The organism is Stenotrophomonas sp. BIGb0135 (assembly GCF_024810105.1).
Lineage (GTDB): Bacteria > Pseudomonadota > Gammaproteobacteria > Xanthomonadales > Xanthomonadaceae > Stenotrophomonas > Stenotrophomonas maltophilia_AB.
The window spans coordinates 405,002-421,535 of the sequence record NZ_JANUDX010000001.1; the positions used below are offsets into that span (position 1 = coordinate 405,002).

Below are 16,534 nucleotides of genomic sequence, written 5' to 3' on the forward strand. Positions count from 1 at the left end.
CCGGCCGCGACTGCCGATCACGTACGTAGGGTGTCGCGTGGACATTCTCCAAAGACATTGCGGTACGTCACAGAAAAGCGCCCCAAATGCGAGAAACCGCAGCGCGTCGCAATGTCGGTCACGCTGTCATTGCGACCCGCCTGAAGCAGCGCACTGCGCGCCAGGTTGAGCCGCGCCATCTGGTGCCAGTGGCAGGGCCCGTGGCCGTAGACATCACGGAACAGGCGCTCCAACTGCCGCTCGCCCACGCCCAGGGCCAGTGCGAGGCCGCGGCTGTCGAAGGCACGGTCCAGCTGTGTCTTCAGGTAGCGCTCGGCGCGGCGCACGATCGCATCGCGCTGCCGCTCCACCCAGTTGCCGACCGCCCGGCTCTCCGGCCCGCTGTCGCTGGCGTACACCGCATCGATGAACACGCCCAGCAGCAGTTCGCCCTGTGCCTGCACCTGCGCCGCACTGAGCAGGCCCTGGTGCGAGGCCGCGCTGCCCAGCACGCTGGCCACGCCATCGCGCAGCGCCTGTGCGTCGGCCGGCGCGGCCGCACGGCTGTACCAGCCATGGCTGGGCAGGCGCAGTTCGCGGCCTACCCGCTGCAGTGCGCCGCGCTGCAGGACCTCGCGAGGGATCAGCAGCACCGCCCATTGCCAGCCTCCCGGGCTGGGCCGCACGTTCAACTCACTGTCCTCGGCAAAGACCATCACCTGGCCGGCACCGATCCAGCGTCCGTTCGCCCACATCGGCTGCGTGCAGGACACCGCCATCGCCAACGCGATCAAGCCTGCGCCGAAGCTGCCACTGGCGAAGATCGGCAACGAATAGGCCCCGCTGTCCAGGCTGAACTCGGGAAACACCAGCCGCTGCAGGCAGGCGCGGAAATGCCCGGCACCGAGCAGGCGCTGCTCGAAACGGGTATCGCGGACCACGCCGAGCAATGCATCGGCATCAAAGCCATCGACCACGAAGCGGGTATACGGCGCCATCGGTTCGTCCATGCCAACTCCCTGGAGCAGGTCGGAAATCGGATAGCAGGTGTACGACGGACGTGCTTAGATCGGCGCGATTGTGGGGCCGTTGGGCAGCGCCGACAAGCACCGCCTGCACGCGCCCATCCACGCACGGACGCAGACCTGCAGTGGCATGCCGAAGAATGGCGTGGTCGAGCCGGGGATGCATCCGCGTACGCGCCAACCATCCCAGCCAATGTGTGCAGAGGTGCATGGTCCAGGTAGCGAGCCCCGTCAAGCCGATCGGCATCGAGCCCGTGGACCCCGGCGTCCCCCGCTCCAGCGACGCCCACGACGAGATCTCTACGCGGCCCTCACCTGATCTGCGCACCATCTTCACCTGCGGCGCGCCGCTGTTCGCCGCCTGCCTGCTCGGCCAGCTGCTGCCCAATGTCAGCGTGGTACCCGGCCTGCGCCTGCACGTGCTGTGGCTGCCCGGGCCGCTGTTGCTGGGCTGGTTGCTGTGCACGCCGCGCGCGGCGTGGCGGACCTGCGTACTGGCCGCCTGCGCTGGCACCGTGCTGGGCGCGGCGCTGGTGCCCGATACCGCGGTCGTGCGCCTGCTTGCCAGCCTCGGCGAAATCGCGTTGGTGCTGGGGGTGGCCGCGCTGCTGCTGCGCTGGCGCGGCGCGCACTCCGCGCTGGAAGGCTATCTGGATATCGCCTGGTTTCTGCTGCTGGCCTGCATCGCACTGCCGCTGTGCAGCGCCGGCTGGCAACAGGTAGTGGGCACCCGCGCAATCGGCGCGCTGCCGCATCCGGACCTGCGTTCGGCCGCGCTGTGCGGCAGCGTCAGCTACCTGCTGATCGTGCCCGCGGTCGTCAGCCTGGCCCGCCTGCTGCGCAGCCCCGAGCGGCGGCATGGCTGGCACTGGCGCAGCATCGTACTGGCCGTGACGCTGCTCGGCGCGTTGGCGCTGTTGTGGCAGGTGGATTGGCCGCCGGGCGCGCTGACCCCGCTGCTGGCGGTGGCCCCCATTCCGTTATTGGTGTGGGCCCTGATCGTGTTCGGGGTGAGCGGGGCCAGCCTGAGCATGCTGGTGGTGGCGGTGCTGGGCATGCAGCTGGGCATGCTGGGCATGGGGCCCTTCGCCGCGCCCGCGCCGGGCCACGACCTGCTGCCCGCACAGGCCTGGACGCTGGGCACCGGCTTTGCGCTGCTGTTCTTGGGTGCCCTGTCCGAGCAGAAACTTTCCAACCACCTGCAACTGCAACAGGCCTACCGCCGGCTCGGCGAAGTCACCGGGCGCATGCTGGTGGTGCAGGAAGAAGAACGCACGCGGATCGCGCGCGACCTGCACGACGACGTAAACCAGTCGCTCGCCGCGATCTCGATCCGCCTCAGCGGCTTGCGCCACCAGGTGGCCCCGAGCGAGCGCGCCGCGATGGTGGAACTGCAGGAAAACCTGCTCGCGGTCTCCAACGACATCCGCTCGATCTCCCACGAACTGCATCCGAGCATCCTGCGCTTCACCGGGCTGGCCAGCGCGCTGGATGCGTTCTGCATCAAGCGCAACGCACGCGGCACGCTGCGCCTGCGCTGCCGCATCGAAGATACGCCGCCATTGCAGGGCGACCAGGAACTGAGCCTGTTCCGGATCGTGCAGGAAGCGCTCAACAACGTGGACCGGCACGCCCAGGCCCGGCTGGCCGAGGTGCTGGTCGCGGTGCGTGGCCAGGACCTGGTGCTGCGTGTGGACGACGATGGCCGCGGCATGCCCGCGCCGTGCAGCCGCTCGCTGGCGCCGGGGCTGGGCATGATCAGCATGGAAGAACGCGCGCGCCTGCTTGGCGGTACGCTCGCGGTAGACCGCAGCCCACTCGGCGGCACTCGCATCGAGGTGCGGTTCCCGCTGGCCGCGCGCCCGCATCCAGGCGACAGACAGTAGTTTTACTGTCGCCGCGCAGGTAGGAACCCGCTTGCCGCTCCACCGCGATGCTTCCAGATTGGAGGCCTGTCGGCCGGCACGGCCATGATCGTGGAGGTTGCCATGCGTGTTGCCACCCGGGTGGTGCTGCTGTCTTCGCTGCTGGCCGGCTGCGCATCGGGACCCCTGCAACCCGTAGCGCCGCCGTCGGCACCGTCTGCCCCTGCACGCGCCGTGCCCGAACTGCGGCCCGGGGTACCGGCCGGCTATCTCGGCCGCGCCCTGCCCGACAGCCTGGCGTTGCTGCCACCGCCACCGGCCAAGGGCTCACCCGGGTTCGCCCGCGACCAGGCGGTCAGCCGCGCATCGCAGAAGCTGCGCGGTACGCCGCGCTACGCATTGGCCAGTTCCGATGCGGACCTCCGCTTCCCGCACGTCGCCGGGACCTTCGCCTGCGCGCTGGGGGTACCGATCAGCCAGCAGGACACCCCGCGCCTGTACCTGCTGCTGCAGCGGAGCATGGTCGATGCGGGCCTGGCCACCTATGCGGCCAAGGACCACTACAAGCGCACCCGCCCGTTCGTCTACTACAAGGAAGCCACCTGCGCGCCGGCCGATGAAGCGGCGCTGCGCACCGATGGCTCCTACCCCTCTGGCCACACGGCGATCGGCTGGACCTGGGCGCTGCTGCTCACCGAGTTGAGCCCGGACCAGGCCGATGCGCTGCTGGCGCGTGGACGCGCCTTCGGCGAGAACCGGTTGATCTGCAACGCGCATTGGCAGAGCGACGTGCTGCAGGGCCGTGCGGTGGCGGCCGGCGCGCTCGCCAGGCTGCATGCCGACGCCGACTTCAGCGCAGACATGGCCGCCGCCCGCGCCGAGATCAGCGGCCTGCGCGGCAGCAGCGTGCCGGCAAGCGGCTGTGAGGCCGAGGCCGCGGCGCTGAAGCAGGTGATCCCCGGGGTGGAGTGAACGCGGCCACGGCCATGACGCTGCGTTCCGCGCGCCGCGTGCGCCGGCCCAGGCAGCGCCATGCGATGCTGCGCGCCTTCCTCCACCGCAGCAGGGCGCATCGCATGGCACAGGTCCAGATCGTTTCAGACGGCCCCCGTTACCGCCACCAGATCCGCAGCGGCACGCACCAGCTCAGCGCCGACGAACCACTCGCATTGGGTGGCCAGGGCGCCGGTTTCGCGCCGTTCGATCTGTACCTGGCGTCGTTGTCGGCGTGCACGGCGATCACGCTGCGCATGTATGCCGAAAAAAAGGGCTGGGACCTGGGCGAGTTCCGCGCCGAGTTGGCCTCCAGCCGCGACGACGCCGGCAAGCTGGTGGTGCACCGCGTGCTGCACGCCAGTGGCGCGCTCAGCGACGCACAATGGGCGCGGCTGCTCGACGTGGTGGAACGCACCCCGGTGACCCTGGTGATGCGCGAGGGCGCGGTCATCACCAGCGAGCGCGGCACGGACTGAGCCGCCGTCACCTGTCGCTAACAAGCCGGCCAATGTGCCGGGCACTGCATCCGCGGTGCCACTTCCCGCGTAGATCCAGTTGCGTCACTTGGACGCTCTGTCGGGAAGAACCACATGAAAACCTCGTTCACCGGTCTGCTCCTGCTTGCCTGCCTGTCCACCGCCGCTGCACCGCTGGCCTTCGCGCAGGCGCCGATGGCCGCGCATGACCACGCGATGGCCGCCAACCCCACGGTGGGCGGCGCGGCGATGTACGCCAACAAGGACATCATCGACAACGCCGTCAACTCCAAGGACCACACCACCCTGGTCGCGGCGGTCAAGGCCGCCGGCCTGGTGGAGACGCTCAAGGGCCCTGGCCCGTTCACCGTATTCGCGCCGACCAACGCGGCCTTCGCGGCACTCCCCAAGGGCACGGTCGATGGACTGCTCAAGCCGGAAAAGAAGGCCGATCTGACCAAGGTGCTGACCTACCACGTCGTGGCAGGCAACCTGGATAGCACCGCGCTGCTGGCCCGGATCAAACAGGGCGGCGGCAAGGCCAGCCTGACCACCGTGCAGGGTGAAACACTGACCGCGCGCCAGGCCGGCAAGGGCATCACCGTCACCGACAGCAAGGGCAATACCGCCCACGTGACCATCGCCGACGTGCGCCAGAGCAATGGCGTGATCCATGTGGTCGACAAGGTCCTGATGCCGTAACGCCGGCGTAGCGGCAAAAGGATGACCTGGCCCGCCGCCCCGATGCGATGACGGGGGAGACATCCTGCCGGGACGTCGGGCCAGGTCAAAAGGGACCCCCGGTCGATGTGGGAGAGGCACATCGGCCCGGGGCATTGACGGGGGAGGACGCGCGGCCCACGGCCGCGCAACGGCTCAGCGCGAACGCGCCAGGCCGGAAATCTCGACGCGTCGATTCGGTGCCAGGCAGGCGATCACCGCCTGCCGATCACCCTGGGTGCACTGCACCAGCGCATCGGCCTTGCCGCGGCCCTCGGCCACGATCGCCGCTACCGCCACGCCGCCCTGCACCAGCGCGTCGCGCACTGCCTGCGCACGCCGCTGCGACAACAGCTGGTTGTAACTGTCGCTGCCGATACGGTCGGTATAGCCGAGCACCTGGATGGTCTGCACTTGGCTGGCATTGCGTACCTGTTCCAGCAACGCGTCCACGCTGCGCCGCCCCGCGTCGGTCAGCACGGCGCTGTCGAACGCGAACAGGGCATCGGCGGACAGGCGCACCGGCGTCTCCGGCATCGGCGCGGGTGCAGGCGCTGGCGGTGGTGCCGGCGGCTGCAGCAGTGCCGCGCACGCCTGCGGCTTCCAGTAGCCGGCCTGGGCGATGCCCTTGCCGTCGAAGTGCACCTGGAACTGGCAGGTGAAGTAGTCGCCGCCGGGCGAGCTGCGGAAGTTGAACAGGTAATTCCAGTCGCGCACGCCCCACATGCCCTCGCCGAAGTGCGGGGTGCCCAGCAGGGTGTACAGCTGCCGCTTGCTCATGCCGCGTGCGAACAGGCGCAGGTTGTCCAGGTCCACGAACAGGCCTTCCTTGAGCGTGGCCCGCTTTGGATCGGGAAAGCGCACCGCCGCGCCCTCCCCGCGGGCGTCAGGCAGCGCGGCGGCCGCCGCCTTGGGTTTGCCGGTGCTGGCGCAGGCACTGAACAACAGCACCGCCAGGCACAGCGACAGCGAGCGCAGCAACGGTGCGTGGTCGTACAGCGTGGTCGATGCGGACATGGATTCCCCCTTGTGCGCCGCTGGGCGCCTGGACTCCCCGATGCGGCCGCTGGCGCGCACCGGGAACGATCACGTCAGGTGCTGCATCGGGCCATCACCACTGGATGCCCGCGCCGACCGACACGCCGCCTTCGCCGCGGCTGTTGGTGGTGCCGGCCACCTTGTAGATCCAGCGGCCGCCTTCGGAGACGCCGGAGATCCCCAGCGCCACGCCCGACTCGCCGTTGTAGCTGCCGGCGGCGATCGCGGCCATGCTGCGCCCGGCTTCATACGGCTGCGGCAGCCCGGCCACCGCCATCGCCGCCGCGACGCCGGCCGATGCGCGGTCGTCGGTGCGGCGCAGGTTGCGGTCGAACGAATCGAAGCGCTCGTCGGTGTAGGCCTTGGACCAGTCCAGGCTCTGGTTCATGCCGGCGCGCAGCTGGTCCACGTTGACCGCGTCGGTCCCGGCGGTCCCGGCGGCGACATTGCGCACCGTGGTCGGGCCGGTGCTGGTGCTGCCCAGGGTGACGCTGTTGAGGTTGGTGCTGCCGTTGACCGTGGTGTCGTAGCGGATCGTTCCCTGTTGCGAAGCCTGCAGCTGCCGCACATTGACCGCATCGGTGGCCGCGCTGCCGTCGCCGACATTGGTGATCTGGCGCTCGGCACCGGCGCTGCCCACCGAGACCGTGTTGTCGCGGGTCGCCACCGAGCCGGCCCCCAGCGCCACGGTGTTGGTGCCCTGCGCGCTGGCCCCGTTGCCGAGCGCGGTGCTGTTGGCCCCTGCCGCGCTGGACCCGACGCCGCCGGCGGCCGCGTTGGCGCCGGTGGCGGCCGGCGCGGCCAGGTTGTTGGTGTTGTTGACCTGGAACATGCCCGAGGTGCCGTTGTTGATGTTGTTGATCTGGGTGTCGGTGTACGCCTTGGACTGGTCGATGGCGTAGCTCACCCCGTTCTGCAGCTGGCCCACGTTGACCGCGTCGTAGCGGTCGGAGCCATCGGCCACATGGGTGACCTTGCGCTCGGCACCGGTGCTGCCCACCGAGACTTCACCGGCCGAGTTGCTGCCGCCAGCCGCGCCATAGGCGCCGGTGTAGCCGGTCTCCGCGCCCACGCTGGCCACCGAACCGCTGCCGAGCGCCACGCTGTTGTCGGCACTGGCATCGGCGCCATCGCCGATGGCGGTGCTGCCGCTGCCGGTGGCCGAGGCCACCGGCCCGATCGCGATGCTGTTGGCGCCGGCCGCGCTGGCGGCAGCCTTGGCCGAGTTGACCTGCACGAACGGGCTGCCCGCGCCCGGCTGGATCTGGCTGATCCGGGTGTTGATGTTGAGCAGCGAGTCGTCCACGGCGGCGAAGGCCACGGTGACGTTGCTGTAGTCGTTGCTCAGCACGCTGCCGTCGGTGGCGATGGACGAAATGCTGAAGGTCGGCGCGGTCCAGATGCGTGTGGCGGGATCGAAGCTGGTGGTACCGCCGAAGTAGCCGATGATCGCGTTGTTGGTCTGGAACAACTGGTTGCCGGTGACCGCATCACGGCTGCCGGCCAGCACGCTGCCGTCGGCCAGGTTGGTCAATGCCACCGCCGCGCCGCCACCGGTTCCGCCCAGCGTGACCGTATCGGTGGCGTTGCCGCCGGCATCCACGTCGTACTTCACCGCCAGCCGGTCCACCGCATCGGTCTGGTCGGCCACATTGGCCAGCGACTGGCTGACCGCGTCGAACGCCGTGCCCACGTCGCGGTAGTCGCCCGCCGTGACCTGGCCGGTGCTGGACACCGCATTGATCGTGTAGGTCGGCGCGCTGAGCACCCCGTTGGCGTCCACCGCGGCACCGCCGCCCAGGTGCGTGGCCAGCGCCTGGCTGGCATTGAACAGCTGCGCACCGTTGATCGCCTCGGTACTCACCGCGGTGACCGCGCCGGCGCGAAGATTGCCCAGGCGGGTGGTGCCGGTGCCGTTGCCGAGCGTGGCGCTGGCGTAGTTGACGCTGCCGTCGGGGTTTTCGTCATAGCGCAACGCACCCAGCTCGGAGGCCTGCAACTGGCCCAGGTTGACCGCGTCGGTGGCCAGCGTGCCGGCGGCGACATTGACCACCTGGCGCTCGTTGCCCACCGCCCCCACCGACACCGTGCCGTCACGGTCGGCCATTGCACCGGCGCCCACCGCGATGGCATTGGCCGCGGTCGCGGTGGCGCCACTGCCGACGGCGATGCTGTCGGTGCCAGCGGCGGCGGCGGCCAGGCCGATCGAGTTGACCTTCAGGTACTTGCTGCCGGCCCCGTTGCGGATGTCGGTAATCTGCGTATTGAGGTTGACCAGCGAGCCATCCACCGCCGAGAACGCGTCGGTGGCGTTGTCGTACACGCCCTGGGCGATCGCGCCGCCGTCGGACACGCTGGTGATCGCAAAGCTCGGCGCGGTCCAGGCACCGGTGGCCGGGTCGAACGCAGTCAGCCCGCCGAAGTAGTCGACGATGGCCTGGTTGCTGGAGAACAGCTGCGCGCCGTTGACCGCCTCGGTGCTGCCCGCGCCGATCGCGCCCGGGGCCAGGTTGGCCAACGTGGTCGTGCCGGTGCCACCGCCCAGGGTGATGCGGCGGTAGTCCGCGCCACCGGCGCCGTCGTCGTCGTAGGTCACCGCGAACACATCCAGCGCGTCGATCTGGTTGATCGCGCCCTGCAACTGGCGCACGTTGACCGCATCGGTGGGCGCGCTGCCGGCGGCCACGTTGGTCAGTTGGCGCTCGCCGCCGGCGAAACCGACCGAGACCTCACCGGCCGACACCTGCGGCGTGGTCAGGCCATACGCGCTGTAGCTGGCCTGCGCGCCGCGGTTGGCCACGGTGCGGTAGCCCAGCGCCACGCTGTTGGCCTGCGTGGACGTGGCCTCCGCGCCCAGCAGCACCTGACCGTTGGCCGTGCCCTTGGCGCTGTCGCCCACCACCACCGAATGGCCCATGCGCGCGGCGTAGTCGGCGGTCGGGACGCCAGTGGGGTCGTTCGGATCGTTCTGCCCTGCCCCCGGGAACGCCACGTTGGCATCCACCGGCGCCAGCTCATGCCGCGCGTTGGCGCCGATCACCACTTCGCGCGACCCATTGGCATAGGCGCCGTCGCCGACCAGCACCTGGTAGTCCTGCGCAGCGTTGACCGCCCAGCAATCGACGCTGGCCACCAGCAGGTCCACGCAGGTATTGGACCAGCCCGGGGCCTGGTCGGGCAGCAGCAGGCCGAGCAGCCCGTTGGGATTGCCATTGTTGATGTTGTAGATGTAGCTGTCGGAGGTCACACCGCCGATCAGGGTCAGGTGCGAACTGCCGCCGGTGGTGGCCCCGCCCAACCCGTTGAGCAGGGTCCCGGCCGGGGTCAGGTTGACCACCGGCAGGCCCAGCACGTTGGTCACCGAATAGGTCTGCATGACGTTGGCGCTGCTGACGGCCAGGTTGCCATTGCGCATGTAGCCGTCGCCACCGAGCAGGCCCTGCGCGGTCGGCCCGACCAGACTCGACAACGACCCCACCAGGCCGCCGGTGCCGATGATCAGTCCCGCATTGGGATCGGTGGGTGCCGGTGCCTTGGGGTGGCCGGGCGGCAGCGACGTGGGCGCCGGAAAGACCACCCCGCCCACGCCACCGACGATGTTGCCCACGGTGCCGCCGACCCCGCCCACTACGTTGCCCACCGTATTGCTCACCCCGCCCACGACGTTGCCGACGGTGTCGCTCACCCCGCCCACCACATTGCCCAGCGTGTTGCCCACGCCATTGAGCAGGTCGCCCACGCCGCCCAGCAGGCCACCGGAGGCCGCCGTCGGCGACATCGTCAGCGACGTGGTCTGCATCAGGCTGGCCCCGGCGTCCACCCGCTTTTCGTTGCGGTCGGCCACCACTGCCGCGTGCGCGAGTGCATCCACGCCCACGCCGCCGGCGACGCCGGAGGCCAGGGTGGCCTGCACCGCGTCATCGACGCTGGCGGTGACGGTGTCGGTGGCGGTGGCGCCAATCGTCGCGGTGGCCGCGATGCCGGCCTTCGCGCCGCCCGTTGCGCCGGCACCCGCCTCCAGCGCGGCCTCCGCGCCCGCCTGCAACGTGGCATCCAGCTTCACCGGGGCGGGCACGCTCGCGGCGAGCGTCGCCCGGGTCGCCACGGCCGCCTTCGGGTGTGCGGCCACGGTCGCGTTCACCGATGTATCGGCGCCCAGTACCGGCGTGCCGGCCAGCGTGACCGTCGCGTTGGCCGCCACCGACGCAGCGGTTCCGGGCACGGCCACCTGCCGCGGCAGCGCGGCCTTCAGCGTGCCCCCCACCTGCACCGCAGGCAGGGGCGCCGCCGTGCCGCCAGCCTTGCCCAGGCCCAGGTTGAGGGACACGTTGGCATCGGCGTTGAGCGCGGGCGAGCTGTCGCGGGCACGCACCACCGCTGCAAGCGCGGCGTCGGCATCCAGCTTGACCGGCAGCGGTGCGTACTTGGCGGTCAGCGCATCCAGGTCGCTGCGGGTCTGGCTCTCACCGGCCAGCGCCGTTCCGCTGCTCAGGGCCAGGGCCAGGCCCATGGACAGCAGCGACAGCGGTACCTTCAGGTGCACCACGACCGGGCCGGCCACCAGGCTGCCACGCGAGGTGGCCACTTCGGAAACGACCACCAGGGCATTCAGCCGGTGGCTCCAGACCAGTCGAAAGATACGGTTCATCAGGTATTCCCCCGTGTACGGACGATGTGGACTGCATCAGCCATGCCTCTCGGCACTTGGATGTCATTACAGTCGCCACGTCATCTGCGGGGCACTTCATTCCGGCAGCGCATGCGTGCGTTCCGGCAATACAGGGACGATAACCGGCAGCGGCATGCGCAATTCCGGCAGATTGCCGGAAACGTGCATGGCACCTGGAGGGGGGCGGCGCCTGCCGCGAACGATCAGGCCGGGCTGCCGATCTGGGCCGGCGCGCGCATCAGCGTGTCGCGCGGCAGCTCGCCGAATACACGACGGTAATTGTCGGCAAAACGGGACAGGTCCCAGAGCCCACAGCTGAGCGCGACGGCCTTGACCGACTTGCGGCTGGAGTCGGCCATCGACAGCCCGCGACAAGCCGCGCACAACCGCAACATCGACAGGTAACGGTTGGGCGAGGTGCCGAACAGGTCTTCGAAGGCGTAGCGCAGCGCACGCTCGCTGACCCCGGCGGCGTCGCAGATCTCGTGCATGTAGATATAACGCCGCAGATTGAGCCGCATGAAATTCTCGGCGCGCTGCGCGATCAGGTAATGGGCGCGGCGTGCGCGCGAGTTGGACGGCCGGTCCTCGCTCCCCGCACCCAGCAATGCCTGGATATGGTCGTGCAGCACCGTTTCCACGGCATCGGCGGCGAGCGCGCCGTCCGCCGCGGACAACTGCGCATGCAGCGCTTCGTAACGCTGCAGCAGGCGCGCCTGGCCCCCGCTGGCCTCGCTGTTGAACAGCGACAACGCCTGCCCCGAGGGCAGCGTATTGCGCAGGCTCAGTTCGGTCAGCTTGCGCTGGACGCGCTGCATCGGCGCCAGCAGCATGCTCAGCCGGGTGCCCGCGCTCAGGGCGAACTCGCTGATGCCCTCGGGAAGGACGGTCACCGCCATCCCCGCGCTGAGCGGAATGCCATGGCACCAGCTGCGCCCCTCGTCGGTGGCATGGATGAAGCCAAGCAGGCACCAGTCCTGCGGCAGCATGAAGCGACCGCGGAAGTGGAACCCGCAGTGCGCGGTGCAGAACAGGGCTTCGTCGTGGACGCGCGAATGCAAGGTCGCGCGCGGACCGTTGCCATCGAGCAGCACCATTTCCAGGTCGCAGACACGCAGCACGCCGCTCAGCGTGGCCAGGTCGTAGGACCGGAACACGCCGTCGCCGCCATTGTCGCCCACTACACCATCTACCATGACAGTGATGCCCCCTTGCGCCTGGATGCGCGCGACGCCGCTCAAGCCGGCCGCGCCCGTCTCTTCCTGTATGCACTCGGCGAATGCGCTGCATAAACCCGCCACCGGCCGCCAGCGCAGCAACGGAAAACCCTGAATACCCTGACTGCATATTGCGCGCGGGTCGCCGCCCGCTTATCGATGCGCATTTTCGGCAAGTATGCATGAACTCGCCGGAAGGTAAACCCACCCACCTCGCGGGCACTGCAGGTGAAGAAATTCCTTTGAAAACAACTTGGAACGGTCTAAATACAGCGTCAAAAACCCGTCGTCACGACGCCATCACGTTATAAACACATCTCTTTCACTTTATAAACATTAAATGGTGCTCATCGCTCATGCGGAGATAACGGGCGGATTGCGGCGATTAAAGTCGGACCCGACGCCGCCGATGATTGATTTGGATTCTGTTGATGACGCCGGACTTTCCGGCAGGCACGCATCCCGGCAGTTCCATGGCGGAAACCGGGTTTGCACGACAGGGGGATGCAATGCAGATGCTCAGGGATGTCACGCTGTTCCCGACCCGACCGGCGCAGGCGATCACGCCGCGCGGTCCGACGCTGCCTGCCCCGCCCTTCCCGCACACGGTCCGCCTGGCAATACCCAGGTAGGCCTGCGGCCGCAGGTGCGGCCGTACCCTGCGCACGGAGCGCGCAGGTCACAGGATGGATCCGGCGGAGCCGGATATCCCCCATCCATACGCAGGCAGTTCAATCCATTGACTGGAACAGGGAGTAGACCGTCATGAAAGCCTCCATCCGCACCTTCCTTGCCGAAGAAGACGGCGTCACCGCGCTCGAGTACGGCATCCTCGCCGCCGTGATCGCCGGCGTGTTGGTCGTCGCCGCCCGCACCGGCCTGACCGACATGTTCGACACGCTCTTCAGCAAGCTCAAGACGCTTGTCGAAAGCGCCAGCGGCGGCGCGCCGAGCACCCCGACCACCTGATCCAAAGCGCACTGCCCGAAGGCTGCGCCCGCAGGCCACCCTGCGGCGTCGCCAACGGCATGCCTTGCCCCTCGGTTCGGTGCGCCATCATGGAGGAACCATCGGATGTCACTGCTGCCGGTATTGGCCGTGCTGCTCAGCGCCCAGGTCGCCACCAGCGACCTGTACGCGCGGCGCGTGTCCAATCGGTGGCTGCTGTGCGCGGCGGTCCTGGCAACGGGCGCGCTGCTGTGGTCATGGATGACCGGTGCCGCCTTCCCCGGCATGCATCTGCTCGGCCTGCTGCTCGGGCTGCTGTCGCTGCTGCCGTTCTATGCGATCGGCTGGATGGGCGCGGGCGATGTGAAGTACTTCGCCGTGCTGGGGCTGCTGCTCGGGGCATCGGCACTGCTGCCGATCTGGATCGTGGCGAGCCTGCTTGCCGGCCTGCATGCGACGGTCGTCGTCCTCGCGCCCGGCCTGCGCGCCAGCCTGCCACTGCGTGCGCAGCTGCTGCAGGCACGCGTGCGCGAGCACTGGCAGACAGGCCCCGCCGCCCAGCGCCTGCAGGCCCTGCGCCAGGGCCGGACGGGCATTCCCTACGCGGCCTACCTGGCCGCCGCCACGCTGGGCTACCTGTTCTGGCAGGGCCAGGGAGCGGCTCCATGAAGGCTGCCCTCCTCGCCCGTCGCCAACGCGGCGTGGCCACCCTTGAATTCGCCTTCATGCTGATCATCGGGGTGGTGCCGCTGCTGCTGCTCACCTACACCGGCGTGATGATCATGGCCGCCCAGCAGACCCTGTCGCTGGCCTCGGCCGAGGGCGCACGCGCGTCGCTGCGCTATGCCAGTCCCAACGACCGCCGCGTCGCGGCCTGCCAGGCCGCGCAGCGCTCGATGCAATGGCTGCTCAACTTCGCCGGCCAGCAGGCCAACTGCAACAACGCCGCCGCGCCGCCGATCGTGGTGTCGGCACCGGCCCCGTGCGTGGGCCTGGCCAGCGCGCAATGCATGCAGGTGTCGGTGAGTTATGACTACAGCAGCAAGCCGTTCCTGCCCGGTACCGGGCGCATGTACGGGTGGCTGATGACCCAGCCGATCCGCAGTACCGCCGTGGCCCAGCTCGACCTGGGTACGCCCTGATGCGCGGCGCACCCTTCCCGGAGGCAGTTGCATGCTCAAGCTGACCCGCATCGCCGCAGTGGCAATGATCGCCCTGGCCCTGCTGCTGGCCGTGGTCGCGTTCCTGGTCAGCCGGCGCACGCCGAACACGGCGGCGGCATCCTCGCCGACCGTGGCCGGCCAGCCGCAGCAGTGGCCCGTTGTCGAGGCCGCCACCCTGTTGCCCGCCGGGCGTCCGATCAGCGCCGCCGACCTGCGCATCGGCGCCGCGCCGCAGGCCCCCACAGGCGGCTATGCCAACATCGCCGCCGCCAACGGCGCGGTCCCCGTGCACGACATCCCGGCGGGCACCGCGTTGAACAGCGCCCTGATGGCGCAGGGCTATGCGCTGCGCCTCAACCCGGGCGAACGCGCGCTTGCCGTGCCGGTGGATGAGCTGGTGGCCGCCGGCAACCGCATCCTGCCGGGCGACTACGTCGATGTGTTCCTCAACCTGCGTGCGCCCCCGGGGATGAACACCGATGGCCAGGCCCAAGCGCGCCTGCTGCTGTCGCGGCTGCGCGTGCTCAGCTACGGCGCCGCCGATGCGGCACCGGGGCAACCGGTGGCCACCGGTGCGGACGGCCCCACTGCCGCCGCCGGTAACGACAGCCGGGCCCAGGATATCCAGGGCGGTGCGTCGAGCAGCGCCAGTAGCAGCACCAGCACCAATGCACCGATCCGCAGTGCGGTGCTGGCGGTGCCGGTGGCCGACGCCAACCGCCTGCTGCTCGGCGCGCAACAAGGTCGCTTGTTCCTGGCCCTGCGCAATCCGGCCGATGTCGGCCAGCCGGACCAGAGCCTGTTCGCCCCGCCCGCCAGCGTGCTCGACCCGCGCCGCGAACTCAGCCCCGAACAACGCCTCGCCCTGGCCTCGCCCGAGAACGACGCCTACGCCGGCCTGGACAGCGATGCCCTGGCCGGTCGCAGCAGCGCCCGCGCCCCGCGTGCGGCGGCGCCGCCACGCGCCAGCGCACCGCGCACCGCCCCACGGCTCGATCGCGGTGTCGAGATCATCCGCGGCGATGTTTCCTCCCACAGCGGCTCTCCGTGAGCCATGCCGAGACCCTCCATGACGCCACGCCCCGCCCGCCTGCACCGTCCCACGCACCGCTGGTCCACGCGCCTGCTGCTGGCGCTGGTGCTCGGGGGCAGCCCGGTGCTGGGCATGGCCAATGCCGATGTGGTCCTGCAGACGCGCGAACAACGCCCGTGGACGCTGCCGGCCGACCTCGAGCGGGTCGCCATCGCCGACCCCAGCGTGGCCGACGTGGTGATGCTGCGCGGTCCGCGCCAGGCACTGCTGGTGGGCAAGGCACCGGGCACCACCACGCTGCTGGTCTGGCGCCGCCAGCAGAGCGAGCCGCAACGGATGCAGATCGACGTGCGCAGCGCGGTCCAGGGGGCGCTGCCACCGTCGGAGGGCCTGCAGGTCACCCTGCAGGACGGTCAGGGCCTGCTGCAAGGGAGTGCGGCAGGCCTGCTGGACCATGAGCAGAGCCGCAAGGCCGCCAGCATGGCGCTGGGCAAGGACGGCCAGCTCGCCGATGTCTCCACCATCGCCAGCGGCGGCGTGGTGCAGGTGGACGTGAAGGTGGTGGAGTTCAACAAGTCGGTACTGCGCCAGATCGGCATGAGCTTCGCCAACCAGAACAACGGCTTCTTCTACGGGATCACCCGCCCGGGCGGCACCCTGCCCGGCGTGGCGCCGATCGGCACCGACCCCGACGTCCCGGTGGTCAACAACCCGCTGTCATCCGCGTTCGGGCTGGTGTTCAAGTCACTCACCCACGGCTGGGATGCCAACATCGACCTGCTGCAGAGCAACGGCATGGCGCGCGTATTGGCCGAGCCCACGCTGGTGGCGCTGTCCGGGCAGAGCGCCAGCTTCCTGGCCGGCGGCGAGCTGCCGATCCTCGAGCCGCAGGGGCTGGGCACCACCACCATCACTTTCAAGCCGTTCGGCATCGGCCTGACCGTCACCCCGACGGTGCTCGGCCCGGACCGGATCGCGCTGAAGGTCGCCCCGGAGGCGAGCGACCTCAATTACGCCGCCGGCATCTCCTACAACGGCGTGCAGATTCCCTCGATCACCACCCGCCGTGCCGACACCACCGTCGAGCTGGGCGATGGCGAAACGTTCGTGATCGGCGGGCTGGTCAGCAACACGGTCAGCTCCAGCGTCGACAAGATCCCGCTGCTGGGCGACCTGCCGATCATCGGGTCGTTCTTCCGCAGCCTCAACTACAAACGCGAGGAAAAGGAACTGGTGATCATCGTGACCCCGCGCCTGGTGCAACCGCTGGCGCGCGACACCGTGGTGCCGCTGCCCGGCGACCGCGAGGTCAAGCCGAACCTGCCGGTCTGGGGTGCGTGGCTGCTCAGCCCGGCATCGTCGGACCAGCTGCCCGGCTTCTCGCGCTGAGCCGATGCCAGGAGCC

13 protein-coding genes are annotated in these 16,534 nt (G+C 69.6%); 9 read left to right on the forward strand and 4 right to left on the reverse strand.

The genetic code is table 11. The annotated features are described in order from the left end of the window. Positions 1–17: 17 nt before the first annotated feature. Positions 18–989 (reverse strand): helix-turn-helix domain-containing protein, encoded by a 972-nt coding sequence (locus tag M2421_RS01835; protein WP_310439152.1) that lies wholly within the window; start codon positions 987–989, stop codon positions 18–20. Between the two features lie 224 nt (positions 990–1,213). Between M2421_RS01835 and M2421_RS01840 the strand changes: the two genes are divergently transcribed. From M2421_RS01840 to M2421_RS01855, 4 genes are all read left to right on the forward strand, one after another. Beyond that, positions 1,214–2,890: a sensor histidine kinase gene (locus M2421_RS01840; RefSeq protein WP_259202867.1), complete on the forward strand. Its 1,677-nt coding sequence runs from the start codon at positions 1,214–1,216 to the stop codon at positions 2,888–2,890. Positions 2,891–2,992: 102 nt separating this feature from the next. Continuing rightward, entirely contained in the window at positions 2,993–3,841 is an 849-nt protein-coding gene (locus M2421_RS01845; protein ID WP_259202868.1) for a phosphatase PAP2 family protein, read from the forward strand. Between the two features lie 104 nt (positions 3,842–3,945). Continuing rightward, complete coding sequence (locus M2421_RS01850; protein WP_259203530.1) at positions 3,946–4,341, forward strand: OsmC family protein; 396 nt, start codon at positions 3,946–3,948, stop codon at positions 4,339–4,341. A 114-nt stretch (positions 4,342–4,455) separates the two neighbouring features. Beyond that, the gene (locus tag M2421_RS01855; RefSeq protein WP_259202869.1) at positions 4,456–5,043 is read left to right on the forward strand and encodes a fasciclin domain-containing protein; all 588 of its coding nucleotides are present in this window, start codon (positions 4,456–4,458) and stop codon (positions 5,041–5,043) included. A gap of 174 nt (positions 5,044–5,217) precedes the next feature. On the opposite strand, the gene M2421_RS01860 is transcribed toward M2421_RS01855, so the two are convergent. From M2421_RS01860 to M2421_RS01870, 3 genes are all read right to left on the reverse strand, one after another. Then, complete coding sequence (locus M2421_RS01860; RefSeq protein ID WP_259202870.1) at positions 5,218–6,078, reverse strand: OmpA family protein; 861 nt, start codon at positions 6,076–6,078, stop codon at positions 5,218–5,220. A 94-nt stretch (positions 6,079–6,172) separates the two neighbouring features. Then, positions 6,173–10,747 carry a YadA-like family protein gene (locus tag M2421_RS01865; RefSeq protein WP_259202871.1) on the reverse strand — a complete coding sequence of 1,525 codons (4,575 nt, stop codon included), beginning with the start codon at positions 10,745–10,747 and terminating at the stop codon, positions 6,173–6,175. Positions 10,748–10,971: 224 nt separating this feature from the next. Further along, positions 10,972–11,964: a helix-turn-helix domain-containing protein gene (locus M2421_RS01870; protein ID WP_259202872.1), complete on the reverse strand. Its 993-nt coding sequence runs from the start codon at positions 11,962–11,964 to the stop codon at positions 10,972–10,974. A 786-nt stretch (positions 11,965–12,750) separates the two neighbouring features. On the opposite strand from M2421_RS01870, the gene M2421_RS01875 reads away from it, so the two are divergent. The 5 genes from M2421_RS01875 (at position 12,751) to M2421_RS01895 (ending at position 16,518) form a co-directional block, all read left to right on the forward strand. After that, a complete protein-coding gene (locus tag M2421_RS01875) occupies positions 12,751–12,954 on the forward strand; it encodes a Flp family type IVb pilin (RefSeq protein ID WP_259202873.1) in 204 nt (67 codons plus the stop codon). Positions 12,955–13,059: 105 nt separating this feature from the next. Next, the gene (locus M2421_RS01880) at positions 13,060–13,602 is read left to right on the forward strand and encodes a prepilin peptidase (RefSeq protein ID WP_259202874.1); all 543 of its coding nucleotides are present in this window, start codon (positions 13,060–13,062) and stop codon (positions 13,600–13,602) included. Continuing rightward, a complete protein-coding gene (locus M2421_RS01885) occupies positions 13,599–14,075 on the forward strand; it encodes a pilus assembly protein (RefSeq protein ID WP_259202876.1) in 477 nt (158 codons plus the stop codon). Before M2421_RS01880 ends, M2421_RS01885 begins: the two co-directional genes overlap by 4 nt. A 31-nt stretch (positions 14,076–14,106) precedes the next feature. Next, positions 14,107–15,147 carry a Flp pilus assembly protein CpaB gene (gene cpaB / locus M2421_RS01890; protein ID WP_259202877.1) on the forward strand — a complete coding sequence of 347 codons (1,041 nt, stop codon included), beginning with the start codon at positions 14,107–14,109 and terminating at the stop codon, positions 15,145–15,147. A gap of 114 nt (positions 15,148–15,261) precedes the next feature. Continuing rightward, positions 15,262–16,518, forward strand: coding sequence for a type II and III secretion system protein family protein (locus tag M2421_RS01895; protein ID WP_259203531.1), 1,257 nt, complete (start codon positions 15,262–15,264; stop codon positions 16,516–16,518). Positions 16,519–16,534: the final 16 nt, after the last annotated feature.